Annotated in this window: 19 protein-coding genes; 13 read left to right on the top strand and 6 right to left on the bottom strand. The window is 70.5% G+C overall.

Features of this window, described 5'->3' with window-relative positions; translation table 11 throughout:
• Nucleotides 1-7: 7 nt before the first annotated feature.
• A complete protein-coding gene (locus ABD882_RS01195) occupies nt 8-1459 on the bottom strand; it encodes a phytoene desaturase family protein (protein ID WP_345183509.1) in 1452 nt (483 codons plus the stop codon).
• Nucleotides 1460-1519: 60 nt separating this feature from the next.
• Between ABD882_RS01195 and ABD882_RS01190 the strand changes: the two genes are divergently transcribed.
• Nucleotides 1520-2047, top strand: a complete 528-nt coding sequence (locus tag ABD882_RS01190; RefSeq protein ID WP_345183508.1) for a hypothetical protein — start codon at nt 1520-1522, stop codon at nt 2045-2047.
• Nucleotides 2048-2238: 191 nt separating this feature from the next.
• Here ABD882_RS01190 and ABD882_RS01185 read toward each other — a convergent pair whose 3' ends face one another.
• Both ABD882_RS01185 and ABD882_RS01180 read right to left on the bottom strand, forming a co-directional pair.
• Entirely contained in the window at nt 2239-3471 is a 1233-nt protein-coding gene (locus ABD882_RS01185; RefSeq protein ID WP_345183506.1) for an acyl-CoA dehydrogenase family protein, read from the bottom strand.
• 137 nt (nt 3472-3608) lie between these two features.
• The gene (locus ABD882_RS01180; RefSeq protein ID WP_345183504.1) at nt 3609-4280 is read right to left on the bottom strand and encodes a TetR family transcriptional regulator; all 672 of its coding nucleotides are present in this window, start codon (nt 4278-4280) and stop codon (nt 3609-3611) included.
• 222 nt (nt 4281-4502) lie between these two features.
• Here ABD882_RS01180 and sucC point away from each other — a divergent pair, with 222 nt between their 5' ends.
• From sucC to ABD882_RS01165, 3 genes are all read left to right on the top strand, one after another.
• Entirely contained in the window at nt 4503-5669 is a 1167-nt protein-coding gene (gene sucC, locus ABD882_RS01175; protein ID WP_345183503.1) for an ADP-forming succinate--CoA ligase subunit beta, read from the top strand.
• 27 nt (nt 5670-5696) lie between these two features.
• Nucleotides 5697-6599, top strand: a complete 903-nt coding sequence (gene sucD / locus ABD882_RS01170; protein ID WP_345183501.1) for a succinate--CoA ligase subunit alpha — start codon at nt 5697-5699, stop codon at nt 6597-6599.
• 257 nt (nt 6600-6856) lie between these two features.
• Entirely contained in the window at nt 6857-7642 is a 786-nt protein-coding gene (locus ABD882_RS01165; RefSeq protein ID WP_345183500.1) for an MBL fold metallo-hydrolase, read from the top strand.
• 30 nt (nt 7643-7672) lie between these two features.
• On the opposite strand, the gene ABD882_RS01160 is transcribed toward ABD882_RS01165, so the two are convergent.
• Nucleotides 7673-9142 carry an NCS2 family permease gene (locus ABD882_RS01160; RefSeq protein WP_345183498.1) on the bottom strand — a complete coding sequence of 490 codons (1470 nt, stop codon included), beginning with the start codon at nt 9140-9142 and terminating at the stop codon, nt 7673-7675.
• Between the two features lie 115 nt (nt 9143-9257).
• On the opposite strand from ABD882_RS01160, the gene ABD882_RS01155 reads away from it, so the two are divergent.
• The 7 genes from ABD882_RS01155 (at nt 9258) to ABD882_RS01125 (ending at nt 19019) form a co-directional block, all read left to right on the top strand.
• Complete coding sequence (locus ABD882_RS01155; RefSeq protein ID WP_345183496.1) at nt 9258-10496, top strand: cell division protein PerM; 1239 nt, start codon at nt 9258-9260, stop codon at nt 10494-10496.
• 67 nt (nt 10497-10563) lie between these two features.
• On the top strand, nt 10564-11175 hold the full coding sequence (gene purN, locus ABD882_RS01150) for a phosphoribosylglycinamide formyltransferase (protein WP_345183494.1): 612 nt from the start codon (nt 10564-10566) through the stop codon (nt 11173-11175).
• Nucleotides 11176-11198: 23 nt separating this feature from the next.
• A complete protein-coding gene (purH, locus tag ABD882_RS01145) occupies nt 11199-12806 on the top strand; it encodes a bifunctional phosphoribosylaminoimidazolecarboxamide formyltransferase/IMP cyclohydrolase (RefSeq protein ID WP_345183492.1) in 1608 nt (535 codons plus the stop codon).
• Nucleotides 12807-12897: 91 nt separating this feature from the next.
• A complete protein-coding gene (locus ABD882_RS01140) occupies nt 12898-14436 on the top strand; it encodes a DNA-3-methyladenine glycosylase 2 family protein (RefSeq protein ID WP_345183490.1) in 1539 nt (512 codons plus the stop codon).
• A complete protein-coding gene (locus ABD882_RS01135) occupies nt 14433-14930 on the top strand; it encodes a methylated-DNA--[protein]-cysteine S-methyltransferase (protein WP_345183488.1) in 498 nt (165 codons plus the stop codon). The genes ABD882_RS01140 and ABD882_RS01135 overlap by 4 nt, the downstream gene beginning before the upstream one ends.
• Before the next feature lie 418 nt (nt 14931-15348).
• Nucleotides 15349-17214 carry an ABC transporter ATP-binding protein gene (locus tag ABD882_RS01130; RefSeq protein ID WP_345183487.1) on the top strand — a complete coding sequence of 622 codons (1866 nt, stop codon included), beginning with the start codon at nt 15349-15351 and terminating at the stop codon, nt 17212-17214.
• Nucleotides 17211-19019, top strand: coding sequence for an ABC transporter ATP-binding protein (locus ABD882_RS01125; protein WP_345183485.1), 1809 nt, complete (start codon nt 17211-17213; stop codon nt 19017-19019). The genes ABD882_RS01130 and ABD882_RS01125 overlap by 4 nt, the downstream gene beginning before the upstream one ends.
• 244 nt (nt 19020-19263) lie before the next feature.
• Here ABD882_RS01125 and ABD882_RS01120 read toward each other — a convergent pair whose 3' ends face one another.
• A complete protein-coding gene (locus ABD882_RS01120) occupies nt 19264-19719 on the bottom strand; it encodes a GNAT family N-acetyltransferase (RefSeq protein WP_345183484.1) in 456 nt (151 codons plus the stop codon).
• Nucleotides 19720-19888: 169 nt separating this feature from the next.
• Here ABD882_RS01120 and ABD882_RS01115 point away from each other — a divergent pair, with 169 nt between their 5' ends.
• Nucleotides 19889-22108 (top strand): NADP-dependent isocitrate dehydrogenase, encoded by a 2220-nt coding sequence (locus ABD882_RS01115; protein ID WP_345183482.1) that lies wholly within the window; start codon nt 19889-19891, stop codon nt 22106-22108.
• Between the two features lie 69 nt (nt 22109-22177).
• Here the strand turns inward: ABD882_RS01115 and ABD882_RS01110 are convergent, their stop codons facing one another.
• Nucleotides 22178-23701 (bottom strand): L,D-transpeptidase family protein, encoded by a 1524-nt coding sequence (locus ABD882_RS01110; RefSeq protein ID WP_345183481.1) that lies wholly within the window; start codon nt 23699-23701, stop codon nt 22178-22180.
• Between the two features lie 291 nt (nt 23702-23992).
• Here ABD882_RS01110 and ABD882_RS01105 point away from each other — a divergent pair, with 291 nt between their 5' ends.
• On the top strand, nt 23993-25147 hold the full coding sequence (locus ABD882_RS01105) for an ROK family transcriptional regulator (protein WP_345183479.1): 1155 nt from the start codon (nt 23993-23995) through the stop codon (nt 25145-25147).

Raw genomic sequence — 25147 nt, 5'->3', positions numbered from 1 at the left:
CTCTGGCTCAGGATCCGAACAGATCCGCGAGGCCGACGCGCTCGCCCGCGTCCGCGAGCGCGGTGCGGGCGGCGTGCCAGCCGGCTATGCCGTTCACGCCCGGGCCGGGCGGGGTCGCCGCCGAGGCCAGGTACACGCCCGGCATCGGAGTGCGCCAGGGGGTGCGGGAGAGCACAGGCCGCTTCACGGCCTGACGCAAGGTGAACGCGCCGCCGAAGATGTCGCCGCCGACCTCCGACGGGTTGAGGTGCACCCGCTCGCGCGGCGTCACGGCGTGGCTCGCCAGGATCCGGTCCCGGAAGCCCGGAGCGAAGCGCTCGATCTGCCGGACGATCAGCTCGGTGGCGTCCACGTCGGAGTTCGCGGGGGCGTGGATGTAGGTCCACAGCACGTGCTTGCCGGCCGGCGCCCTGGTCTCGTCGAGCACGGACGGCTGCGCGGCCAGCACGTACGGCCGCTCCGACACGCGCCCCTGCGCGACCGCGTTCTCGCTCGCCCAGATCTCGGCCCTGGTGCCGCCGACGTGCACGGTGGGGGCGCGCGCGACGTCGGGGTGGGACCACGGCACCGGTCCGTCCAGCGCGAAGTCGACCTTCGCCGCCGCCGCGCCGTAGCGGTAGGCGCGGATCGCCTGCGCATAGCCGGGAGGGACATCGCGCAGGGTCAGCGCGAGGCGGGGTGCGGTGTTCAGCACCAGCAGATCGCCGCCGCGCGGATCCCCCCAGTCCAGAGCCGACAGATCGGCCACCTTCGTGCCGGTCCGGATCGTGCCGCCGTGCACGCGCAGATCCTCCGCGAGTGCGTCGGCGATGCGCTGCGCGCCGCCGCGCGGGTGCGCCCAGCCTCCGGCGTGCGCCTGCGCCAGGAGCAGCAGGCCGGCCGCGGCCGCGCTGAGCGAGGGCAGCGCCGTGTTGGCGTGCGCGACCACGCCGGCCACGAGCGCGGCGGCCTCGGGGGTGCGGAACGTGCGGGAGGCCATCGCCGAGCCCTGCTCCAGCACGCGCAAGCCGTATCGCACCGCCGTGACGGGATCGCCGGGAAGGCGCAGCAGGGTGGATCCGGTGAAGTCCAGCACGCCCTCGATGTGCGCGCTCAACGGGCGCAGCAGGGCGCGCCAGGCCCGCGCGTCCGGACCCAGCGCGTCGGCGGTGCGCTCCAGGTCGTGCCAGGCGATGCCGGCCCGGCCGCCGTCCAGGGGATGCGCGTACGCGGCCTCGGGGACGATCCAGTCGATCCGGTCCCGGCCGAACGCCCGGAAGAACGGGGACGAGTAAGCGGCGGGGTGCACGGCCGAGCAGACGTCGTGCACGAAGCCGGGCAGGGTGGACTCCTCGCTGCGCACGCCACCGCCGATCGTCGGGGCCGCTTCGAGCACCTCCACGGCGTAGCCCGCACGGGCCAGCGAGACCGCGGCGGCGAGACCGTTCGGTCCGCTCCCGATGACGGTGGCGCGGGGCATGCCGCCAGTCTTGCACGCACGCAACATGCGCCGAGCAGAACGTGGGATCCTTGAAGCAATATGAATGAAGTCCAGGGTCCCACCCCGACCGGCAATTCCCGTCCCTACAAATCGCTCGCGGAGGCGCTGCGCGCGCACCGTGTCGATCCCGCGAACCATGACTTCATCGATGCCCTCGTCGAGGCCGTCGGCATCACCACCTACATCGACCGTGGCCGCTACATCGAGGCGGTCCGCCGAGGCGAGGGCGCAGCCCTGCACATCGGCAAGACGTACACCAACGGCTTCACCGCCGAGGAGCAGGTGATCATCGCCGGGCGCGCGCTGCCGCTCCTGCCGAGCGAGGGTCGCGAGCCGTACTTCTACGTCACGCACCCCAGCGAGCTGCCGGATATGCCGATCGTCGCCTCGCGCGCGCAGGGCACCGCCCGTTCGGCCGGCACCCGATCGGCCGCGACCCGTGCGGCCGCGAAGCCCAAAGCCGAACCGCGCACGCTGCGCGCCACGGTCCGCGAGGACCGCGACTACGGCGTCTGCGACGTGTGCTTCATGGTGCGCAACGCCGCCGGCCGCTGCGGCTGCGACTGAGTCACCGCCGCGCGCGAGCCGTTCTGCAGGGAGGGCCGTCCGTTATGCAGGGTGAGTGAACTCCGATCGCGCCTTGTGACCGCTCACCGGTCGCCGGAACCGACGCTCCACCCTGCAGAACGGCGGGGCCTCCCTGCACAACGGCCTGCACAACGGCCTGCACAACGGCGTCGACAACGGCTTCCCCGAGTTCAGGCGAAGGCGCTCATCCCAGTGATGTCTCGGCCGATCAGCAGCGCCTGGACGCTCTCGGTGCCCTCGTAGGTGTGGATCGCCTCGATGTCGGCCATGTGCTGCATGACGCCGTTCTCGAGCAGGATCCCGTTGCCGCCGAGCAGGTCGCGGGCGCTTGAGGCGACCCGGCGCGCCGCGCGGGTGTTGTGGAACTTCGCGAGCGACGCCTGCGCGGGGCGCAGCGTGCCCGCCTCCTCCATGTCGGCCATGCGACGGCAATACAGCTGCATCGCCGTGAGGTCCTCCAGCATGTGGGTGAGGCGCTCCTGCACCATCTGGAACTTCGCGAGCGGCTTGCCGAATTGGATCCGCGTCCGCGCGTACGTGAGCGCCGCCTCGTAGCAGGCGGTGGCGTGCCCGAGCGCGGACCAGGCGACACCCGACCGCGTCGCGTACAGCACGGTCGACGCGTCCCTGAAGCTCTTCGTGCCCGGCAGCACGGCGTCCAGAGGCACCCGCACGTCGTCGAGGCGGATGTGCGCCTGGTGGATCCCGCGCAGCGAGACCTTGCCGGTGATCACGGAGCCCTGGTAGCCGGGGGTGTCCTGCTCGACGAGGAAGCAGCGCACGGATCCGTGCCCCTCGGCGCCCTCGTCGTCGACGCGCGCCCAGACGAAGGTGATGCCGCCGGAGGCGCCGTTGCCGATCCACTTCTTCGCGCCGCGCAGCACCCACTCCTCGCCGTCGCGCCGCGCGACGGTCTCGAGCGAGACGGAATCGGACCCGTGATCGGGCTCGGTGAGCGCGAAGGATCCGAGCACCGAGCCGTCGGCGAGCGGGACGAGCCAGCGATCCTGCTGCTCCAGGCTGCCGAACAGCGCGAGCGTGCGCAGGGCGAGGCCGCCCTGCACGGCCAGGATCGTGCCGAGCGAGCCGTCGCCGCGGGAGATCTCCATGTTCACGAGGCCTGCCGCGAGGGGGCTCATCCGGGTGAGGGAGGGGTGATCGATTCCGTCCACCACGAGGTCCATCTCGCCCATCCGATGGGCCGCCTCGAGTGGATACTCCGCCCGATCCCAGGCGTCGAGCATCGTCGGACCGACCTCGTCGACGTAGGCCTGCGCGCGCTCCCAGTGTGCGCGATCCTCGGCGTCGATGTCGGAGAAGACCTCGTAGTAGTCGCTGCCGAGGCGGCCGGTCACGTCGTAGGAGGTGACGGCTTCGCCGGGGAACAGGGCGTCGGTGCTCATAGGGTCTCCATCCGGGAATGAGACTGAGTCTCAGGAACCATGAGACAGCGTACCGCCAATGACGCTTTCGCGTGCACGCCGGATCACCTGCGGATCACAGGCCGATCACGGGGTGCGGACGGAGCGCGCGGGACGGCTCAGGCGAGCTCGTCGCGCAGCCGACGGGTGATCTCCGCCATCGGCATCGATCGCGGGAACACGGCGACGACCATCGCGTCGGGCCCCGGATCCTCGACAGCATCCGGATGCACGCCGTAGCGGCGCAGCACGTCGTCCAGCGCACGGCGCAGCGCAGCCGCGGAGGTGCGGGATCCGCGCAGCAGGCGCCGCAGCACGTGATTGTGCACGGCGGTGACGAGCGCGGCGAACCCGACCGCGTCCAGCGGATCCAGATCCGGCATCGACCGCCGCAGATACTCGTCGAACAGCCGCTCGTACTGGAACACCGTCACGATCTCGCGGTCGCGCAGGGTGGGCACGCCGCGCACCACCTGATAGCGCAGGCGGGCCATCTCGGGGTCGGCCGCGAAGGAGCGGAACACCATGAGGGAGGCATCGCACACGGCCGTCCACGGGTTGGCGTGCGGGCGGTCGAGGTAGCGGCGCAGCCCGTCCAGCAGCTCCTCGTGGTCGGCGAAGACGACATCGTCCTTGCCGCCGAACTGGCGGAAGAAGGTGGAGCGCGAGATGCCCGCGGCCCGCGCGATCTGCTCGACCGAGGTCGAGTCGAACCCCTGGGCGGAGAACAGCTCGAGCGCCGCGCGCACCACGGCGGTGCGGGCGGGGGACACGTCGGCGTGCTCGGTCATAGCAGGAGCCTAGTTCCCCGGCGCCCGTGTGTGACGGGACGCGGCGACACCGTGTGACGGGACGCGGCGACGGCGGGCCGCCAGAAGGCCGGCGGGCTTCTTCGACCGCGGTCAGGAAGCGTGATTCCGCGGTAGTAGGCTGGTTGACCGGGTCGGCTGACAGCCGGCGCCCGACAGGATTGCTGTCGCGTCCCATTCGTCGCAACCAGCGAAGGACTGCACGTGGACCTCTACGAGTACCAGGCACGAGACCTATTCGAGAAGTACGGAGTGCCGGTCCTCGCCGGCATCGTCGCCGACACCCCCGAGGAGGTGAAGGCAGCGGCCGAGAAGCTCGGTGGCGTGGTCGTCGTCAAGGCGCAGGTCAAGACCGGTGGCCGCGGCAAGGCCGGCGGCGTGAAGGTCGCCAAGAACCCCGACGAGGCGTACGAGGCGGCCCAGGCGATCCTCGGCCTGGACATCAAGGGCCACGTCGTCAAGCGCGTCATGGTCGCCGCCGGTGCCCGCATCGCCCGCGAGTTCTACTTCTCGGTGCTGCTGGACCGCTCCAACCGCTCCTACCTGTCGCTGGCGAGCGTCGAGGGCGGCATGGAGATCGAGCAGCTCGCCGTCGAGAAGCCCGAGGCTCTCGCCCGCGTCGAGGTGAACCCGCTCGAGGGCATCACCCCCGCCAAGGCGCTCGAGATCGCGCAGGCCGGCGGCTTCGAGCCGGGTCTGGCCGAGAAGGTCGCCGACGTCTTCGTCAAGCTCTACGACGTCTACACGGGCGAGGATGCGACCCTGGTCGAGGTCAACCCGCTGGTGCAGACCGAGGACGGCGACATCATCGCGCTGGACGGCAAGGTCACGCTCGATGACAACGCCAGCGAGGTGCGTCACCCCGAGCACGAGGAGCTCGCCGACAAGGCGACGGAGAACCCGCTCGAGGCCAAGGCCAAGGAGTCGGGCCTGAACTACGTCAAGCTCGACGGCCAGGTCGGCATCATCGGCAACGGCGCAGGCCTTGTCATGTCGACCCTCGACGTCGTCGCGTACGCCGGCGAGAACCACGGGGGCGTGAAGCCCGCGAACTTCCTCGACATCGGCGGCGGCGCGAACGCGCAGGTCATGGCGAGCGGCCTCGACGTCATCCTGAACGACGAGCAGGTCAAGAGCGTCTTCGTCAACGTCTTCGGCGGCATCACCAGCTGCGTGGCCGTCGCGGAGGGCATCGTCAAGGCGCTCGAGATCCTCGGCGCCGCGGCCACCAAGCCGCTCGTCGTCCGCCTCGACGGCAACCAGGTCGAAGAGGGGCGCGCGATCCTCGCCGCCGCCGACCACCCGCTCGTCACGCTCGCCGCCACCATGGACGAGGGCGCCGACAAGGCCGCCGAGCTGGCGAACGCCTGACCCGCCGACGAGACAAGGACTAGGAACATGTCGATCTACCTCAACAAGGACTCCAAGGTCATCGTCCAGGGCATCACGGGCGGCGAGGGCACCAAGCACACCGCACTCATGCTGAAGGCGGGCACGAACGTCGTCGGCGGCGTGAACGCCCGCAAGGCCGGCACCACGGTCTCGCACACCGACAAGGACGGCAACGCCGTCGAGCTGCCGGTGTTCGCCTCCGTCGCCGAGGCCATCGAGAAGACCGGCGCGAACGCGTCGGTCGCCTTCGTGCCTCCGGCGTTCACGAAGGACGCGATGATCGAGGCCATCGACAGCGAGATCCCGCTGCTCGTGGTCATCACCGAGGGCGTGCCGGTCGGCGACTCGGCCGAGGCGTGGGCGTACGCGGTCGAAAAGGGCGGCAAGACCCGCATCATCGGCCCGAACTGCCCCGGCATCATCACCCCGGGCGAGGCCCTCGCGGGCATCACCCCGGCCAACATCACCGGCAAGGGCCCGATCGGCCTCGTCTCGAAGTCGGGCACCCTGACCTACCAGATGATGTTCGAACTGCGCGATCTGGGCTTCTCCACCGCCATCGGTATCGGCGGCGACCCGGTGATCGGCACCACGCACATCGACGCGCTCGCCGCGTTCGAGGCCGACCCCGAGACGAAGGCGATCGTCATGATCGGCGAGATCGGCGGCGACGCCGAGGAGCGTGCGGCGGAGTTCATCAAGGCCAACGTCACCAAGCCGGTCGTCGGCTACGTCGCGGGCTTCACCGCTCCCGAGGGCAAGACCATGGGCCACGCCGGCGCCATCGTCTCCGGCTCCGCGGGCACCGCGCAGGCGAAGAAGGAGGCCCTCGAGGCCGCCGGCGTCAAGGTCGGCAAGACGCCGTCCGAGACCGCCGCGCTGCTGCGCGAGGTGTTCGCCGCGCTCTAAGCGATCCGTCTCATGAGGGGCTCCGGGCATTGTGCCCGGAGCCCCTCGTCGTCGCGTGGCATCGTCGGCACCTCATTGGCCCTCCCTTGTCTTGCCGTCCCGAGATCAGGCGATGTGACCGAGATCCGGAGGATTCACGCAGATCGTCCGGTTCTCGGTCAGGTGACCTGATCTCGGGACGTGGGATCCGGATCCCGGCGTCCGGTGCGCAGGATCCGCGCGCGGCACGCGGCGCTCCTGAATGCGACGATGGATCAATGACCGAGAGCACCACGCCCGCCCGCACTGCGCCCGCACGCACCGTGACCCTGACGCTCGTCGGCGGACCGACCGTCGTGCTGGACTATGCGGGGGTGCGGCTGCTGACCGACCCGACCTTCGACGCTCCGCGCACCTATGCGGGCGGGATCCCGCTGCACAAGCTGACCGGGCCGGCGCTCTTGCCCGACGAGATCGGCGACGTCGACGCCGTGCTGCTCTCGCACGATCAGCACCCGGACAACCTCGACGAGTCGGGCCGCGCGTTCCTGCCACGGGCGGGCGTCGTGCTGTCGACTCCCGAGGCGGCGGCGCGGGTCGAGGGCGTGACCGGGCTCGCCCCGTGGCAGACGCATCGCCTCGGCCAGGTCGAAGTGACGGCGGTGCCGGCGCTGCATGGGCCGGAGGGGGCGGAGGCGCTCTCCGGCACGGTGACCGGGTTCGTCCTGACATCGCCGGGCCAGCCCGTGGTCTACGTCTCCGGCGACAACGCCTCCGTGGGGCTCGTCGCCGAGATCGCGGGGCGGATCGGCCGGATCGACATCGCGGTGCTCTTCGCGGGCGCCGCGAACGTGGGCCGATTCGGCGACGCCGACCTGACGCTGAACGCCCGCACAGCGGTCGAGGCGACCCGGGTGCTCGGCGACGCCGTGATCGTGCCGGTGCACGCCGAGGGCTGGCACCACTTCACCGAGACCCGCGACCGCCTGGTCCGCGAATTCGGCTATGCGGAGCTGGACCACCGGCTCCGCGTGCCCGAGGCGGCGGTGCCGCTCGTACTCTGAGCGGCGCGCCAGGGCGCGGCCGCCGCCCGCTCAGTGCGACAGCAGCTGCTCGATCGGGCCGCGCACGAAGTAGATCACGAAGCCGGCGGTGACGATCCACAGCAGCGGGCTGATTCCACGGGCCTTCCCGGAGAACGCGCGCACGAGCACCCAGCTGATGAAGCCGGCGCCGATCCCGTTCGCGATCGAGTAGGTCATCGGCATCACGGTGATCGTCACGAACACCGGGAACAGCGCCGAGAAGTCGGTGAGATCGATGTGCCGGATCTGGCTCATCATGAGAGTCCCGACGATCACCAGCGCGGCCGCGGCGACCTCGGTGGGCACGATCGACACCAGCGGGGTGAAGAACATCGCGATGAGGAACAGCACGCCGGTCACGACGTTGGCCAGGCCCGTGCGTGCACCCTCGCCGATGCCCGCACCGGACTCGATGAACACCGTGTTCGAGGAGCCCGACGTGAAACCTCCGGCGACTGCGCCGACGCCCTCGACGATGAGCGCCGAGCGCAGCCGCGGGAACTCGCCCTTGGCGTCGGCGAGGCCGGCCTCCTTCGCGAGGCCCGTCATGGTGCCCATCGCGTCGAAGAAGTTCGTGAACACGAGGGTGAACACCAGCATGAGCGCCGCGACCGCGCCGATCCGTCCGAACGCCCCGAACAGGTCGACGTGTCCGATCAGCGACAGGTCGGGGATCGCGATGAGGTTCTTCGGCAGCGTCGGCTCGGTCAGTCCCCAGCCCCCGGGGTTGATCTTGTCGCCGTTCACCTTGGGGCCGAGGTGCCAGATGGCCTCCACGATCACCGAGATGACGGTGCCGGAGACGAGGCCGATGAGGATCCCGCCCTTGACCCGCATGGCGACCAGGATCGCCGTGAGCAGCAGCGTGATCACGAAGATCAGGGTGGGCACGGTCGCGACCGAGCCGGCGATGCCGAGTCCGACCGGCGGGGAGTCGCTCTTGGTCGAGGTCACGAAGCCGGCGTTCACGAAGCCGATGAACGCGATGAACAGGCCGATGCCGACCGTGATCGCGAGCTTGAGCTGCATCGGGACGGCCTCGAAGATCATCCGCCGCAACCCGGTCGCGCTGAGCACCACGATGATCAGGCCGTTGATCACGACGAGCCCCATGGCCTCTGCCCAGGTCACCTCGCCGACGACCGAGAAGGCGAGGAACGCGTTGATGCCCAGGCCCGCCGCGAAGCCGAACGGCAGCCGGGCTACCAGGCCGAACAGGATCGTCATCACGGCGGCGGTCAGGCCGGTCACGGCGCTCAGCTGCGCGAAGCCGAGCTGCGTGCCGACGACGTCCTTCGAGGTGGACAGGATGATCGGGTTCAGGATCACGATGTACGCCATCGTGACGAAGGTCACGATGCCGCCGCGGACCTCCGCGCCGACGGTGGATCCGCGTTTCGTGATCTCGAAGAAGCGGTCGACGGCGTTCTTCGGTTCGGCAGGGGCCGTGTCGGCCGTGGGCGGGGGGACAGTTGACATGGGCAGACCTCCGCGCAAAACCGTACCGCGTCGGGGGACCCACGCGGGTGAATCGGCGGGGCAGGGGAGGTTCGCCGCAGAACCGCCGGTTTCAGCACGTAGGCTCGAAGCCGCTATGCAACGCCTCCTCATCGTGCTCCTTGCGGCGGTCGATGCGCTCGTCGCGGCGGCCATCGGTCTCGTCGTGCTGCTCGCACCGCTGACCCTGATCTGGGCGATCTCGTTCGGCGCGAGCGCCGATTGGGGTGCGCTCTGGCCGAGCGCGGTCACGCTGTGGCAGTTCGGGCACGGCGTCCCGGTCGCGGTCTCGCTGCCGGATGCCCTGGTCCGCGCGGTCGGGATCGCGCCGGAGGCCGCGAGGTTCGTGCTGTCGGTGCCACCACTCCTGCTGCTCGCGTTCACGGCGTTCTTCGCGGCGCGGTCGGGACGTCGGGCGGCGCTCTCCGGATCCTGGATCACGGGAGTTGTCTCCGGGACCGTCGTGTTCGCCGTGATCTCGGGGCTCGCGGCGCTGACCGGGCGGTTCGCCATGCTCGCGACGCCGCTGCCGCTCGCGATCCTGTTCCCGCCCCTGGTGTTCCTGTGCGGCGCGCTCGCCGGGGCCATGGCCACCGCGTGGAGCGAGGGGGACGGCGGGATCATCGACCGGATCCAGGACGCCCTGGACGGCCTGTCGCACTGGGCGCACGTTCCGGGCGACATCGTGCGCGGCGCCTCCGCCGCCCTCGCCGGGGTGATCGGGGCCGCCGGGCTCGCCGTCGCCGTCGCCGCGCTCGTGCGCGGCGGTCAGGTCGTCGCGCTGTTCGAGTCGCTGCGCGCGGACGCCCTCGGGGTCGTCGTGATCGGGCTCGCTCAGCTCGCCTATCTGCCCACGCTGCTCGCCTGGGGGATCGCCTGGATCGCCGGTCCCGGGTTCGCGATCGGCACCGGGACGGCCGTCTCCCCGGCCGGGACCGTGCTCGGCGTGGTGCCGGGCGCGCCGATGCTGGGGCTCGTGCCGGACAACTCCTCGCCCTGGTTCCTCATCGTCGTGCTGGTGCCCATCGCGGCGGGGGCGTTCGCGGGCTGGCTGATCCGCTCCCGGCAGGTCTCCGCCGGCATCGAGTCCGGGGTGATGCCGCGGCTCGCCATCGCGCTCGGCATCGCCGTGCTGGCGGCGGCGGGCGGCGCGCTGCTCGCGGCGCTGTCCAGCGGATCGCTGGGTCCAGGGCGTCTCGTGCACGCCGGGCCCGAGGCGGGTCCGGTGGCGCTCGCGCTGGGGCTGGAGGTGCTCGTCGGCGCCGGGATCCTGCTGCTCTCGCCGCGTCGGCACGGGGCGCCCGACGGCATCTGGGCCGAGGGCGAGTCGTTCTGAGCGACCACGCTCGGCGGTCGGTGTCAAGGCGGCGAGGAGGCGTCTGCGCCCCGGATAGACTGTGTGCGTGCTGACGGTCGCGGTTCTCATCTCGGGCACCGGCTCGAATCTTCGTGCCCTGCTCGACGCGGCCGCCGACCCCGGATTCCCCGCGCGCATCATCGTGATCGGCGCGGATCGGGAGGCGGACGGACTCTTCCACGCGGAGGCGTTCGGGATCCCCTCGTTCGTGGTCCCCTGGGACGCGTTCGAATCCCGTGAGGCCTGGGGTGCCGAACTCGACGCGCAGCTGAAGGTCTGGCAGCCCGACCTCGTGGTGCTGAGCGGGCTCATGCGGCTGCTGCCGCAGACCCTCGTGGCCGAGTGGGCGCCGAACATCATCAACACGCACCCCGCGTACCTGCCGGCCTTCCCCGGAGCGCACGGTGTGCGTGATGCTCTCGCGGCCGGGGCGACCCAGACCGGGGCCAGCGTGATCGTGGTCGACGACGGCGTCGACAGCGGACCGATCCTCGCTCAGGAGCATGTCGCGGTGCACCCCGGTGACACCGAGACGTCGCTGCACGAGCGCATCAAGCCCGTCGAACGGCGCCTGCTGATCGACGTCATCCGCCGCATCGCCGGGGGAGAGCTCGTGCTCTCCGCACGTGCCGGTTCGACGCGCCCCGACTCGCACTGAACACCCTCCCGGAAGGAATCCCGATGGCCGGTCCTGCCCACGATCCCTCGCTCTACCGCCCCCGTGACGAGGTGCGCATCCGCCGCGCCCTGGTCTCCGTCAGCGACAAGACCGGCCTGGTGCCGCTCGCGCAGGCGCTCGCCGACAGCGGCATCGAGATCGTCTCGACGGGATCCACCGCCGCGACCATCCGAGACGCCGGCCTCGCCGTCACCGATGTCGCCGCTGTCACGGGCGTCGCCGAGATGCTGGACGGCCGGGTCAAGACCCTGCATCCGGCGATCCACGGCGGCCTGCTCGCCGATCTGCGCCTGGAAGATCACGAGCGGCAGCTCGCCGAGCGCGGGATCAGCCCGTTCGAGCTCGTCGTGGTGAACCTGTACCCGTTCGTCGAGACCGTCGCGTCCGGCGCCGTCGGCGACGACGTGGTCGAGCAGATCGACATCGGCGGACCCGCCATGGTGCGCGCCGCGGCGAAGAACCACGCCAACGTCGCGATCGTCGTCTCGCCGGAGTCGTACCCGTCGATCATCGCCGGACTCGCCACGGGCGGCACCACGCTCGTGCAGCGCCGCGAGCTCGCCGCCCGTGCCTTCGCGCACACCGCCGCATACGACACCGCGGTGGCGCAGTGGTTCTCGGAGGGCACGCTGACCACCGAGGGCGACCTGCCCGAGCACCTCACGGTCAACGCGGAGCGTCTGGCCACCCTGCGCTACGGCGAGAACGCGCACCAGCGCGCGGCGATCTACACCCGCGCCGGCGGGCACGGCATCGCCCAGGCCACGCAGCTGCAGGGCAAGGAGATGTCGTACAACAACTACGTCGACGCGGACGCCGCCCTGCGCGCCGCGTACGACATGGTGCAGCCGGCGGTCGCGATCATCAAGCACGCCAACCCGTGCGGCATCGCGACCACCGCGCCGAACGCCCTGGATCCCATCGCCAGCGCGCACCTCCGTGCGCACGAGTGCGATCCGGTGTCCGCCTACGGCGGGGTGATCGCGGCGAACGGCACCGTCACGCTGAAGATGGCCGAGAACCTGAAGGACATCTTCACGGAGGTCATCGTCGCCCCGGCGTTCGAGCCGGCGGCGCTGGAGGTGTTCAAGGCCAAGAAGAACCTGCGCCTGCTGCAGCTCCCGGACGACTGGCAGCAGGAGCGGATGGACGTGCGCCTGGTCTCCGGCGGCCTGCTGCTGCAGGATGCCGACCGGTTCCCCGACGACATCGTCTCAGTCGCGAAGAACTGGGAACTCGTCTCGGGCGAGCGCCCGGACGAGGTGGAGATGGAGAACCTGATCTTCGCGTGGAAGGCGTGCCGCGCCGTGAAGTCCAACGCGATCGTGCTCGCCAAGGGCAACGCCACGGTCGGCGTCGGCATGGGCCAGGTCAACCGCGTCGACTCGTGCAAGCTCGCGGTCGAACGGGCCGGCGATCGTGCGGCCGGATCCGTCGCAGCGTCCGACGCGTTCTTCCCGTTCGCGGACGGGCCCCAGGTCCTCCTCGACGCCGGCATCACGGCGATCGTGCAGCCCGGCGGCTCGGTGCGCGATGGCGAGGTCGTGGACGCGGCCCGCAAGGCCGGCGTGACGATGTTCTTCACGGGCGAGCGGCACTTCTTCCACTGAGACCGGTCGCGGTCCCCCGCGGAGGCTCCCTGTCCACTGTCATGTCCGATTTCCGCGAGCTTGCGGGAATCGGACGTGTCAGAGTGGAGGCATGAACTTCCCCGGGATGACCTTCGACGAGCGGTACCGCGCGATCGATGCGCGCGATGTGCGCTTCGACGGCCAGTTCGTCACGGCGGTGCGGTCGACCGGGATCTACTGCCGGCCGAGCTGCCCTGCACGCACGCCGAAGCCCGAGAACGTCACGTTCTTCCCGACCAGCGCCGCCGCGCACGAGGCCGGCTATCGCGCCTGCAAGCGCTGCCTGCCAGAGGCCGCGCCAGGATCGCCCGAGTGGAACCTGCGCGGCGATGTCGCGGCGCGTGCCATGCGGCTGATCGCCGACGGCGTCGTGGAGCGCGAGGGAGTGCCGGGGCTCGCCGCGCGGCTCGGATACTCCACGCGGCACCTCACGCGGCTGCTCGCGACGGAGCTCGGTGCGGGGCCTCTCGCCCTCGCCAGGGCGCATCGCGCGCACACGGCGCGGATGCTGCTCGTCGGCACTGATCTTCCGATCGCCGATGTGGCGTTCTCCGCGGGGTTCGCGAGCGTGCGCCAGTTCAACGACACGGTGCGCGAGGTGTTCGGCCTCGCGCCGGGGGAGCTGCGGGCCAAGCGCCACGGTCGTGACGCCGCAGAGGCGGCGGGCGCCGTTCCGGGCGTGATCGAGCTGCTGCTGCCGTACCGCAAGCCGTTCGACGCGGACGGCTTGTTCGCCTGGATGCGGGCGAGGGCGCTGCCCGGCGTCGAGGAGGCGGGGGAGCGGAGCTTCTCCCGGCATCTGCGACTGACCGGCGGGCCCGCCTGGTTCGAGCTGCGGCTCGACGACGCAGGGCGCCTCCACCTGCGCGCCCGGCTGGCGCAGCTCGGCGACCTCGCCCCGCTCGTCGCCCGCGCCCGGCGGCTGTTCGACCTGGACGCGGATCCGCAGGCGGTCGACGCCGCGCTGTCCGGGCACGTGCCGCTCGCCCCCCTCGTCGTGCGCACTCCGGGCATCCGGGTGCCGGGCGCCGCCGATCCGCACGAGATGCTGATCCGCGCGATGGTGGGCCAGCAGATCACCGTGGCCGCCGCGCGCACGGCGCTGACGCTGCTCGCGCAGGAGCTGGGCGAACGTGTCGGTGAGGACGGGGTGCTGTTCCCGACCATGGCGGCGATCGCCGAGCGCGGATCCGAGGTTCTGCGGGGTCCTGCTGCGAGGATCCGCGCGATCACGGGAGCCGCGGCGGCACTGGCCGACGGTTCGCTCCGGCTCACGCTCGGCGACGACGGCGAGGCGCAGAGGGCCGCGCTTCTCGCGATGCCCGGCATCGGGCCGTGGACCGCCGACTACGTGCGCATGCGCGTGCTGAGCGACCCCGACGTGTTCCTGCCCGGAGACGTCGCGGCGCGCGCCGGAGCGGCCGCGGCGAGGCTGCCCGCCGATGCGGCGCCGCTCGACGGCTGGGCGGCCCGCACGGCCCCCTGGCGCAGCTACCTCACGGCCCACCTGTGGCGCGCGGCCCCGGCCAGGCGCCCGGCCGGCAAGACCACCAAGACCTCCCACACCACGAAGACCACGAAGACCCCGCTCAAGGAAGGTGCGCAATGACCGCCCTCATCCAGACCATCAGCACGCCCGACGGCCCGTTCACGATCCTCGAGGATGAGGAGCACCGCGTCCTCGCCTCGGGCTGGACCGCCGATCACGACGAGATCCTGAACCGCCTCACCGAACGACACCGCCCCGTCGAGATCGAGGAGGGACGCACGGCCGCCGCCGATGCGGTCGCCGCGTACTACGCGGGAGACCTGGCCGCGATCGACGATGTCGAGGTGCACCAGGTCGGCACGGATATGCAGAGCGCGGGCTGGGCGGCGCTGCGCCGCATCACCCCGGGCGCGCCGCTCACATATACCGAGTTCGCCGTGGCGCTCGGCAAGCCCGGCGCCGTGCGCCCTGCGGCGTCGATCTGCGCGCGCAACGCGCCCGCGCTGTTCGTGCCGTGCCACCGTGTGCTCCGCACCGACGGGACCCTCGGCGGCTTCGCCTGGGGCGAGGACGTGAAGCGCCGTCTGCTGGACCGGGAGGCCGCGCAGGCCTGACCACCGCGCAGCGGATCCTGCAACCCCCTCATCGGCGCCCCCGCTGCCGTCCGTGCCTCCTCCTGGTCGCGATGACAGCGGGGGGCGCCGACGCTGCGCGGGGGCGCCGACGCGACGGACGCGGAGAGATCTCGCCGGAATTCCCGGAAAGCGCTTGCGTTCGACAAGAACACCCACATAGGCTGGTGGGCTGTCGCACCAGCCGGGCGACAGCCGCGAACCGAGGAGGACACCATGCCCACGATCACCACTGCATCGTCGATCAGCGCTGTCGCCGGTTCGCTCTTCGTTCCGGCCGAGGACTGACCGCTTCCCGGATCCTCCCCGGCCCACCGGCCGCCGCTGCTCGCACGGATGCATCGCATCCGCTCGTTCTCGTCCCCTGCCATCCCCCTGCGATACGTAACCACTGAGAATCATGTCTGAAGAATCCTCGTCCTCGCCCGTCACCAACCCCACTCTCTCCACCCCGCGGGCGCTCGCGCGCCTGGCGCCGTTCGTGAAGCCGGTCACCTGGCGCCTGGTCGGCGGCGGTCTGTCCGCGCTCGCCGCCGCGGTGATCGCCCTGTGCGTGCCGCTGCTGCTGCAGGTGGTGCTGGAGGGTCCCATCGCCTCCGGGCAGATCATGCCGATCGTCTGGGGCGCCGTCGCGGTCACCGTCCTCGCCCTGGGTGAGGCCGTCATGGTGTGGTTGCGCCGGCAGTTCGTGCTCAAGCCCGCCACCCAGGTCGAGTACACGATGCGCACGCAGCTGTACGCCCGACTGCAGACGCTGCCGGTCGCGTTCCACGACCGCTGGCAGTCCGGCCAGCTGCTCAGCCGCATGATGCAGGACATCGGCCTGATCCGGCGCTGGCTCGCGTTCGGGGTCGTGCTGCTGGTCGTGAACCTGCTCACGATCGTCATCGGCGCGGGCCTGCTGTTCCGCTGGCACTGGCTGCTCGGCACGATCTTCCTGATCACGGCCGTGCCGCTGTGGATCTCGGGGTTCCTCTTCGAGAAGCGCTACGGCGCGCTCACCCGCCGCAGCCAGGACCAGGCCGGCGACCTCGCCACCAGCGTCGAGGAGAGCGTGCACGGGATCCGCGTGCTGAAGGCGTTCGGGCGCGGCAAGCACGCGCTGCTGAAGTTCGCGAATCAGGCCGAGTCACTGCGCAGCACTGAGCTGAGCAAGGCCAAGGCCGTCGGCTGGATCTGGTTCTGGCTGGTGTTCATGCCGGAGGTCGCCTTCGCCGTCAACCTCGTCGCCGGGATCTGGCTGATCGCGCAGGGCGCGCTGAGCGCGCCCGAGCTGTTCGCCTATTTCGCGATGGCGACGGTGCTGCGCTGGCCGATCGAGTCGATCGGATTCCTGTTCTCGTTCCTGCTCGACGCGCGCACCGCGACCGACCGCGTGTTCGAGATCTTCGACGCGCAGAACACCATCACCGACCCCGACAAGCCGGTCAGCATCGCCGCCCCGCGCGGCGAGCTCTCCTTCGAGGGCGTGCACTTCCGCTACCAGGACGCGCGCCCGCACGAGCGCGATCTGCTCGACGGCGTCGACCTGGTGCTGCGCCCCGGCGAGACGATGGCACTGGTCGGGATCACCGGATCCGGCAAGACCACGCTCACGACCCTGCCCACCCGGCTCTACGACGTCACGGGCGGACGCGTCGTGCTGGACGGCGTGGACGTGCGAGACCTGACCCTGGCCGAACTGCGCACGCACATCGCGATGGCCTTCGAGGACGCGACGCTGTTCTCGGCGACCGTGCGTGAGAACGTGCTGCTCGGCCGGGCCGATCTGGACGTCCACAGCCCCGAGGCTGAGCGGGTGCTCCGCGAGGCGCTCGAGGTCGCCCAGGCCGCGTTCGTCGACACGCTCCCCGAGGGCGTCGAGACGATGATCGGCGAAGAGGGGCTGAGCCTCTCCGGTGGACAGCGGCAGCGGCTCGCGCTCGCGCGGGCGGTCGCCGCCAAGCCCAAGGTGCTGGTGCTGGACGACCCGCTGTCGGCGCTCGACGTCGACACCGAGGCGCTCGTCGAGGAGGCGCTGCGGCACGTGCTCGCCGAGACCACCGCGCTGATCGTCGCGCACCGGCCGTCGACCGTCGCTCTCGCCGACCGGGTGGCGCTGCTGCAGCAGGGACGCGTGACCGCCGTGGGCACGCACTCCGAGCTGCTGCGCACCAGTGCGCACTACCGGCACGTCATCTCGAGCCTCGAGGCCGAACAGGCCGCGCGCACCGGCGCGATCCCCGTCATCACGGACACCCACATCGAAGAGGAGGTGCAGGCATGAGCGTCGTCGGAACACAGGACGAGGACCGCTCGAACCTGACCCGCGAGGAGAGCGCCGCGATCCGTCGTCGCTCGCTGAAGCTGTTCGGATCCCTGATCACCCCGCTCAAGCTGCAGATCACTCTCACCGCCCTGGTGCTGGTGATCTCGACCGCCGCCCAGGTCGCCGGGCCCGCGCTCGTCGCCTACGGCCTGAACACGGCGCTGCCGGCGGTGCTGACGCACGCGGACTGGATGCCGACTATCGGGGTCGGAATCGTGTTCCTCGTCGTCGGCGCGGTCGGATCCGCCCTGATCGGCTGGTATGCGGTGCTCACCGCCCGCATCACGCAGGCGGTGCTGATCGATCTGCGCAAGCGCATGTTCCTGCACACGCAGCGGCTGAGCCTCGAGTTCCACGAGAGCTACACGTCCGGCCGGATCATCTCGCGCCAGACCAGCGACCTCGACTCGATCCGCGAGCTCCTGGACGGCGGGCTGAACCAGCTCGTGTCCGGCCTGCTCTACGGTCTGTTCACGTTCATCGCGCTCGTGCTCGTCGACTGGGAATCCGGCGTGGTGCTGGTGCTGGCCGGCATCCCGCTGGTGTACCTGATGCGCTGGTTCTACGCGCGCTCGCAGCGCGTGTACCGCGAGTCGCGAGTGATCAGCGCCAAGGTGATCGTGCAGTTCGTGGAGACCATGACCGGGATCCGCGCCGTGAAGGCGTTCCGCAAGGAGCCGCGCAACGACGTGTCCTTCCAGGAGGTCGCCGGCGAGTACCGCGACGTGAACCGACGCTCGATGCTGCTGTTCGGCACGTTCGAGCCGGGGCTCATGGCGGTGGCCGCCCTCACCCTCGGCGTCGTGGTCGTGTGGGGCGGCGTGCGGATGGCGGACGGGCAGATCCAGGTCGGCATCCTGCTGGCCGCGGTGCTGTACGTGCGGAACTTCTTCGCGCCGATGCAGGAGATCGCGATGTTCCTGAACTCCTACCAGTCCGCCACCGCGGCGCTGGAGAAGGTCTCGGGCGTGCTCGAGGAGGTGCCGACGGTTCCGGATCCGGTCAAGCCGGTCGACCTGTGGAACGCCGCGGGCCATGTGCGGTTCGACGACGTCGAGTTCGGCTACGCCGCCGACCGGGTGATCCTTCCGGACTTCACCCTGGACATCCCGGCGGGCCAGACGATCGCACTCGTGGGCACCACCGGCGCGGGCAAGTCCACGCTCGCCAAGCTCGTGTCGCGGTTCTACGACCCGACGGCGGGCCAGGTGACGCTGGACGGCGTCGACCTGCGCGACCTGCACCCGAAGGACCTGCGCCGGGCGATCGTCATGGTGACGCAGGAGGCGTATCTGTTCAGCGGCACGGTCGCCGACAACATCGCGCTCGGCAAGCCCGATGCGACGATCCAGGAGATCCGCGCGGCGGCCAGGGCAGTGGGCGCCGACGCGTTCATCGAGGGCCTGCCGGACGGCTACGGCACCGACGTGAACAAGCGCGGCGGCCGCGTCTCCGCGGGGCAACGCCAGCTGATCTCGTTCGCGCGGGCGTTCCTCGCCGACCCGGCGGTGCTGATCCTGGACGAGGCCACCGCCTCGCTGGACATCCCTTCGGAGCGGCTGATCCAGGACGCTCTGCAGACGCTGCTCGCCGACCGCACCGCGATCATCATCGCGCACCGGCTCTCGACGGTCGCGATCGCGGACCGGGTGCTGGTGATGGAGCACGGCCGGATCATCGAGGACGACGCCCCCGACGTCCTCATCGCGGGCACGGGCAAGTTCGCCCAGCTGCACGCCGCCTGGCAGCAGACGCTGGTGTAGTGGGGGCGGGTCGGGCCTAACCTCATTCAGGACGTTTGCAACTCTGAAGGATGATCACTCGCGGATCGTCCTTCAGAGTTGCAAACGTCCTGATTTCTTGGGGCCGGATCCCGCTCAGGGAAGGGTGGGGGCGAGGCGCGCGCCGCGAGCGCGCCGATGAGCAGAGGGCGACGGGGCTTCGATAGGGGAGGGGATTCGAAGCCCCGCCGCCGGTCTCAGCAGGTGCGGGTAACTCGCACGGGTCTCAGGAGAAGCGGATCTCGGCGATCACTTCTGCATACTCGGTCTCGCCGACGGGCGTGAAGCCGACTCGCTGGAAGAACGCCTCCGGTCCGCCCTCGCCGGCTTCGTAGATGACACTCAGGTGCTCGAATCCGCGGGCGCGGGCCTCGTCGATGAGGCTCTCCACCGCGAACCGGCCGACGCCGCGGCCCTGCTCGTCGGCGGCCACGTTGATCCGCCACAGCACGGAGCGGAAGTGCTCCTCCGGGGCGTCGTGATCGAAGTTCGCGCTGACGAAACCGACGACCTCGTCCTGATCGAGCACCACGCGCTGCCAGGTGGTCTGCGGATTCATGACGGTCGCGGCGATCCCGTACGACACCGGAGCCAGGAACTGCTCCTGCCCGGGCTTGAGAGAGAGATTGTTGACGGCGACGATCGTCGCCGCGGACAGTTCGACCAGTCGCAGTTCCGTCATGGACCCAGGCTAAACCCTGGACGGCCCCTGTGACGGCCGAACGGGAAACGTGGGGAGAAGTTCACCGGCACGGCCTGTCCCGGCTTGCCCACGGCGTGCTCGCCCGCTCAGGTATCTTGGTATCGAGACAAATCGTGACTGAATCCCCCTGCGTGAAACGGAGACCCCGGTGACCGACGACGCCATCATCTACACCTACACGGACGAGGCGCCGGCCCTGGCCACCGCCTCACTGCTGCCGATCGTGCAGGCCTATGCGCACCAGGCCGGCGTCGACATCGAGACCCGCGACATCTCGCTCGCGGCGAGGATCCTCGCCGCCTTCCCGGAGCGCCTGCGCGCCGACCAGGTCGTCGGCGACGCGCTCGCCGAGCTCGGGGGCCTCGCCACGACTCCCGCGGCCAACATCATCAAGCTCCCGAACATCTCGGCCTCGATCCCCCAGCTGAAGGCGGCCATCGCCGAGCTGCAGCAGAAGGGCTTCGACATCCCGGACTACCCGGACGATGCGACCACGGTCGAGGAGAAGGACGTCCGCGCCCGCTACGACCGGATCAAGGGCTCCGCGGTGAACCCGGTGCTGCGCGAGGGCAACAGCGACCGTCGCGCGCCGCTCGCGGTGAAGAACTACGCCAAGAAGCACCCGCACCGCAACAAGGCCTTCGCCGCCGGATCCCAGACGCACGTCGTGACCCTCGGCCACGACGACTTCAAGGCGAACGAGCGCAGCTGGGTCTCGCCGGGCGACGACGTGCTCACGATCCAGCACGTCTCGGCCGACGGGCAGATCACCCCGCTCAAGGAGAACCTCAAGGTCCTCCCCGGCGAGATCATCGACGCGACCTTCCTGAACGCGGCGGCACTGGACGCCTTCCTCGCCGAGACCCTCGCCGAGGCGAAAGCCGAGGACGTGCTGTACTCGGTGCACCTGAAGGCGACGATGATGAAGGTCTCCGACCCCATCATCTTCGGCCACGTCGTGCGCGCCTACTTCGCCGACGTGTTCGCGCAGTACGGCGACAGGATCGCCGCCGCCGGGCTCACCGCGAACGACGGACTCGGATCCATCCTCGCCGGGCTCGCGAACATCGACGGCGGCGAGGAGATCGCCGCGGCGTTCACCCGCGCCCTGGAGAACGGCCCGCGTCTGAGCTACGTGAACTCGGACAAGGGCATCACGAACCTGCACGTCCCCAGCGACGTGATCGTGGATGCGTCGATGCCGGCGCTCGTGCGCAACGGCGGCAAGCTGTGGGGCAAGGACGGCAGCGAGGACGACACCCTCGCGGTCATCCCGGACTCCTCGTATGCCGGCGTCTACCAGGCCACGATCGAGGATGTCATCGCCAACGGGCCGCTCGATCCCGCCACGATCGGCACCGTGCCGAACGTGGGCCTCATGGCGCAGGCGGCCGAGGAGTACGGCAGCCACGACAAGACGTTCGAGATCGCCGCCGACGGCCGCGTCCAGGTCCTCACCGCCGCAGGCGAGGTCGTGCTCGAGCACGAGGTGCACGCCGGCGACATCTGGCGCGCGACGCAGACCAAGGACGTCCCGATCCGGGACTGGGTCCGCCTCGCCGTGAGCCGCGCCCGCGCGACGGGGGTTCCCGCCGTGTTCTGGCTGGATCCTGCGCGGGCGCACGACGCAGCGCTGATCGCGAAGGTGACGGAGTACCTCAAGGACCACGACACCACGGGCCTCACGATCGAGATCCTCACCCCGGAGGAGGCCACGCGATACTCGCTCGCGCGCATCCGCAAGGGCGAGGACACCATCTCGGTGACGGGCAATGTGCTGCGCGACTACCTCACCGACCTGTTCCCGATCCTCGAGGTCGGCACCAGCGCGAAGATGCTGAGCATCGTCCCGCTGCTCGCCGGGGGCGGTCTGTTCGAGACCGGCGCGGGCGGATCCGCCCCGAAGCACGTGCAGCAGCTCGTCGAGGAGAACTACCTGCGCTGGGACTCGCTCGGCGAGTTCTTCGCCCTCGCGGCCTCGTTCGAGCACTTCGCCGATCGCACCGGCAATGCGAAGGCGGCGATCCTCGCCAAGACCCTCGATGCGGCCACCGGCACGTTCCTGGAGAACGACCGTTCACCCGGCCGTGCCCTCGGCACGATCGACAACCGCGGCAGCCACTTCTACCTCGCGCTCTACTGGGCGCAGGAGCTGGCGGCGCAGACCGAGGACCCCGCGCTCGCGGCGGCGTTCGCCCCGGTCGCCGCCGCGCTCGCCGCGGACGAGGACCGCATCGTCTCCGAGCTGAACGCCGTGCAGGGCGCGCACGCTGAGATCGGCGGCTACTACCGTCCGGACGGCGCGCTGGTCGCCAAGATCATGCGCCCCTCGGCCACGCTGAACGCGGTCATCGACGGCCTGAGCTGATCCGATCCGCGAAGGGGGGCGAGCGCTACGGCGCTCGCCCCCCTTCGTCGTTCAGGATCCGGACCCGGATCAGTAGTGGACGTTCACCTCGACGCCCTGCGGGCTCCAGTCGAACAGCCACTGCGCGCGGTACTCGGGCATGCCGACGCAGCCGTGGCTCATCGGCGTGCCCCAGTTGTCGTGCCAGTACACGCCGTGCAGAGCCTCGTCGCCGTTGAAGTACATGACCCATTTGACGTCGGGCTGGTAGTAGTAGGGCGCTTTGGTGAGGTCGGTGTTGCCCATGTTCTGGGTGTCGAGCTTCCAGTTCACGGTGAACGAGCCGGTGTGGGTCGCGAAGCCCTCGCGACCCGACGAGACCAGCCAGGAATCGATGACGTTGCCGTTCTCCGTCACCGTCAGCGTCTCGGTGCTGAGGTTCACGTCGATCTTGCGCAGCAGCGAGGTGGACGTGAACGGGGTGTCCTTGACCGGGAGTGTGAAGGTCCCGTTGCCGCCCTGCAGCAGGGTGGCGAATCCGGCCGCCGCCGTGGAGACATCGCCGAGGGTGCGTCCGTTCACGCCGGGCGTGAGGCTCTGCAGCACGTCACCGGCCGAGTTCACCACCGTGGTGGCGTTCACGGGCGCGCGGTTCACGGTCGTGGCGAGGGTGTCGACGGTCTTCTGGATCGCCGCCTGGTCGGCCTGGATCGTGATCTTGCCGGCGTCCGGCGTCAGCGTGATCCAGCTCGCAGCGGTCGCCGCGGCCACGGGCACGGTGCGCTCCGTGCCGACGTAGAAGCCGATCGTGGAGAGCATCGTGTTCAGACGGCCCGCGGTGTCGGCGGCGGTCTTGTCGGTGATGGCCGGAGCGACCGGGGACGCGGTCGCGGGGAAGGAGACGCTGCTGTCGCCCTTCTCGGCAGCGGCCGTGATCGCCGCCGTGAGCTTCGTGAGGTCGATGCCCGAGCCGTCCTTGGCCGGGGTCGTGACGTAGGTGCCGCTGGCCGCGGCGAAGGACACCGTGGCGTCGGTCGAGTCGGTGTAGACCGACGGCACCTGGGCGCGCAGGGCGTGTTCGGCGGCGCGCGGGTCGAGCGTGATCGTGCCCTTGACCGGGGCCGACATCCAGGAGGTGATGTTCCACATCGGGTGCTTCGCGAAAGCCTGCTCCGCGAGCTTCGCCGCGTCGATGTGCGCACCGAGGTCGGATCCGGTGACGTGGCTGCTGGAGCCGTCGCCGGTCAGGGCGACCTGCATCCCGGTGACGTGATTGCTCACGGCTTCGGCGGCGGCTCCGACAGTCATCCCGCCGACGGACACGCCGGCGATGGCGGTTCCGGGCGCGATCAGGACGGTCGATGCGGCGCCGAGGCCGAGGACGAGCACGCCCAGACCGATGCCGACCCAGCGGCCGATGTGGCGCTTCTTCTTCGGCGCGTCGGCGGCAGGCGCCCACTCGACGGGGCGGTCTCCGGATCCGTCGTCGCTCGCGTCGATCGGCATCGTGGCGCCATCTGCGCTCACGGCCGCCGCGTCCGCGATGTTCTCCGTGCCGTCGACGATCGGAGACCCCTCCGTCGGAGCCCCCGCTGCCGTTGCCAGATCCGTCACAGACACACCCCCCTTTACGCTCAAGCGAAATCAGTACCTCCCAGGATACGGGATGCTATATCACAGAACGGCAACGGAAGCACGCGCGGCGGGCCGAAGTGCCGGATCCGCCGGCGGGCGAGCGGATCAGCGGGGAGCGGATGGGGGCCGACGACATGCGCGGTGCGGAGCGGATCCCGGTCCGGTAACGTTTGCATAACCCGACCGGCATCCTCCGCGCGGGGACTTGCGTTTTTCCTGTTCGTAAGGTGTACTAACAAACATGGTCCCACGGATGAGCGGCGTCGCCGGATGAACGCGGACAACGGCGACTCCAGCCGGCACCGATTCGGGCCGGCACGCCGCCTGCGCGCGCAGGCCAAGGTGCTGCCGGAGCAGGCGAGGGGCCACAACCGCGCGCTGGTGCTGCAGACGCTGTTCCACGCCGGCGCGATGAGCCGCGCCGACCTCTCCCGTGAGACCGGCCTGACCCGCGTCACGATCAGCGACCTGATCGGCGAGTTCATCGCCGACGGGATCGTGGTGGAGAAGGGGATCCGCTCCACCACCGGACCGGGCAAGCCGCCGATCCTCGTCGACATCGACCGCGACGGGCACCGCATCGTCGGCATCGATCTGTCCGGCCCCGGCGCGTTCGAGGGCGCGCTGCTGAGCCTGGACGGCGAGGTGCTGGAGCGACGCGAGGTGCCGCGGCCGAGCGGGGGCACCGCCGCGTACGAGGCCGTCCGCGCTCTCGCAGAGGAGCTGCTGTCGCTCTCGACCGTGCCGGTGCTCGGCGTCGGCGTCGGCGCCCCAGGGATCGTGCGCCCCGACGGGCTCGTGCTCAGCTCGCCGAATCTGGACTGGAACGACTTCCCGCTCGAGCGGCTGCTCAGCGCCGCGCTCGGCCTGCCCGTGCTGGTGCGCAATGACGCCAACGCCGCCGTGCTCGCCGAGTACACGTTCGGCCAGGCACGCCCGGACATGCTGCTGGTCAGGATCGGCCGCGGCGTCGGAGCAGGTCTCATCTCGGACAGCCAGCCGCTGGTGGGCAGCCGGTATGCCGCGGGGGAGATCGGCCATGTCGTGGTCGGCACCGACGGCGGCCCGCGCTGCGCCTGTGGCAAGGACGGCTGCCTGGAGGCGTGGCTGAGCGCCTCCCACCTGCGCGCCCGGATCGCCGAGGTGCCAGAGGCGGACGCCGATGCCGTGCTCGCCGAGGCGGGGACCCGGCTCGGCGTGGCCATCGCGCCGATCGTGGCAGCCCTGGACCTCTCCGAGATCGTGCTGTCCGGGCCCGCCGATCTGCTGGACGGCACGCTCATCGCCGCCGCGACGCGCACGCTCACCGCGCGCACCCTGGAGGGCGTCTTCGACGACGTCGTGATCCGGCTCACCACGCAGGACGACATCGTGCTGCGGGGAGCCGCGGTCATGGTGCTCTCCAGCCAGCTGGGCGTGTCGTGA

This window comes from Microbacterium panaciterrae, from assembly GCF_039541635.1.
Lineage (GTDB): Bacteria > Actinomycetota > Actinomycetes > Actinomycetales > Microbacteriaceae > Microbacterium > Microbacterium panaciterrae.
The sequence above is the reverse complement of the archived record's forward strand: the minus strand, read 5'-3'. Positions and strand labels throughout refer to the sequence as shown.

What these genes read in the sequence shown, in the direction of transcription:
- ABD882_RS01195 (WP_345183509.1), bottom strand. Translation starts at nt 1,459, where the DNA reads ATGCCCCGCGCCACCGTCATCGGGAGCGGACCGAACGGTCTCGCCGCC.
- ABD882_RS01190 (WP_345183508.1), top strand. Translation starts at nt 1,520, where the DNA reads ATGAATGAAGTCCAGGGTCCCACCCCGACCGGCAATTCCCGTCCCTAC.
- ABD882_RS01185 (WP_345183506.1), bottom strand. Translation starts at nt 3,471, where the DNA reads ATGAGCACCGACGCCCTGTTCCCCGGCGAAGCCGTCACCTCCTACGAC.
- ABD882_RS01180 (WP_345183504.1), bottom strand. Translation starts at nt 4,280, where the DNA reads ATGACCGAGCACGCCGACGTGTCCCCCGCCCGCACCGCCGTGGTGCGC.
- sucD (WP_345183501.1), top strand. Translation starts at nt 5,697, where the DNA reads ATGTCGATCTACCTCAACAAGGACTCCAAGGTCATCGTCCAGGGCATC.
- ABD882_RS01165 (WP_345183500.1), top strand. Translation starts at nt 6,857, where the DNA reads ATGACCGAGAGCACCACGCCCGCCCGCACTGCGCCCGCACGCACCGTG.
- ABD882_RS01160 (WP_345183498.1), bottom strand. Translation starts at nt 9,142, where the DNA reads ATGTCAACTGTCCCCCCGCCCACGGCCGACACGGCCCCTGCCGAACCG.
- ABD882_RS01155 (WP_345183496.1), top strand. Translation starts at nt 9,258, where the DNA reads ATGCAACGCCTCCTCATCGTGCTCCTTGCGGCGGTCGATGCGCTCGTC.
- purH (WP_345183492.1), top strand. Translation starts at nt 11,199, where the DNA reads ATGGCCGGTCCTGCCCACGATCCCTCGCTCTACCGCCCCCGTGACGAG.
- ABD882_RS01140 (WP_345183490.1), top strand. Translation starts at nt 12,898, where the DNA reads ATGAACTTCCCCGGGATGACCTTCGACGAGCGGTACCGCGCGATCGAT.
- ABD882_RS01135 (WP_345183488.1), top strand. Translation starts at nt 14,433, where the DNA reads ATGACCGCCCTCATCCAGACCATCAGCACGCCCGACGGCCCGTTCACG.
- ABD882_RS01130 (WP_345183487.1), top strand. Translation starts at nt 15,349, where the DNA reads ATGTCTGAAGAATCCTCGTCCTCGCCCGTCACCAACCCCACTCTCTCC.
- ABD882_RS01125 (WP_345183485.1), top strand. Translation starts at nt 17,211, where the DNA reads ATGAGCGTCGTCGGAACACAGGACGAGGACCGCTCGAACCTGACCCGC.
- ABD882_RS01120 (WP_345183484.1), bottom strand. Translation starts at nt 19,719, where the DNA reads ATGACGGAACTGCGACTGGTCGAACTGTCCGCGGCGACGATCGTCGCC.
- ABD882_RS01105 (WP_345183479.1), top strand. Translation starts at nt 23,993, where the DNA reads ATGAACGCGGACAACGGCGACTCCAGCCGGCACCGATTCGGGCCGGCA.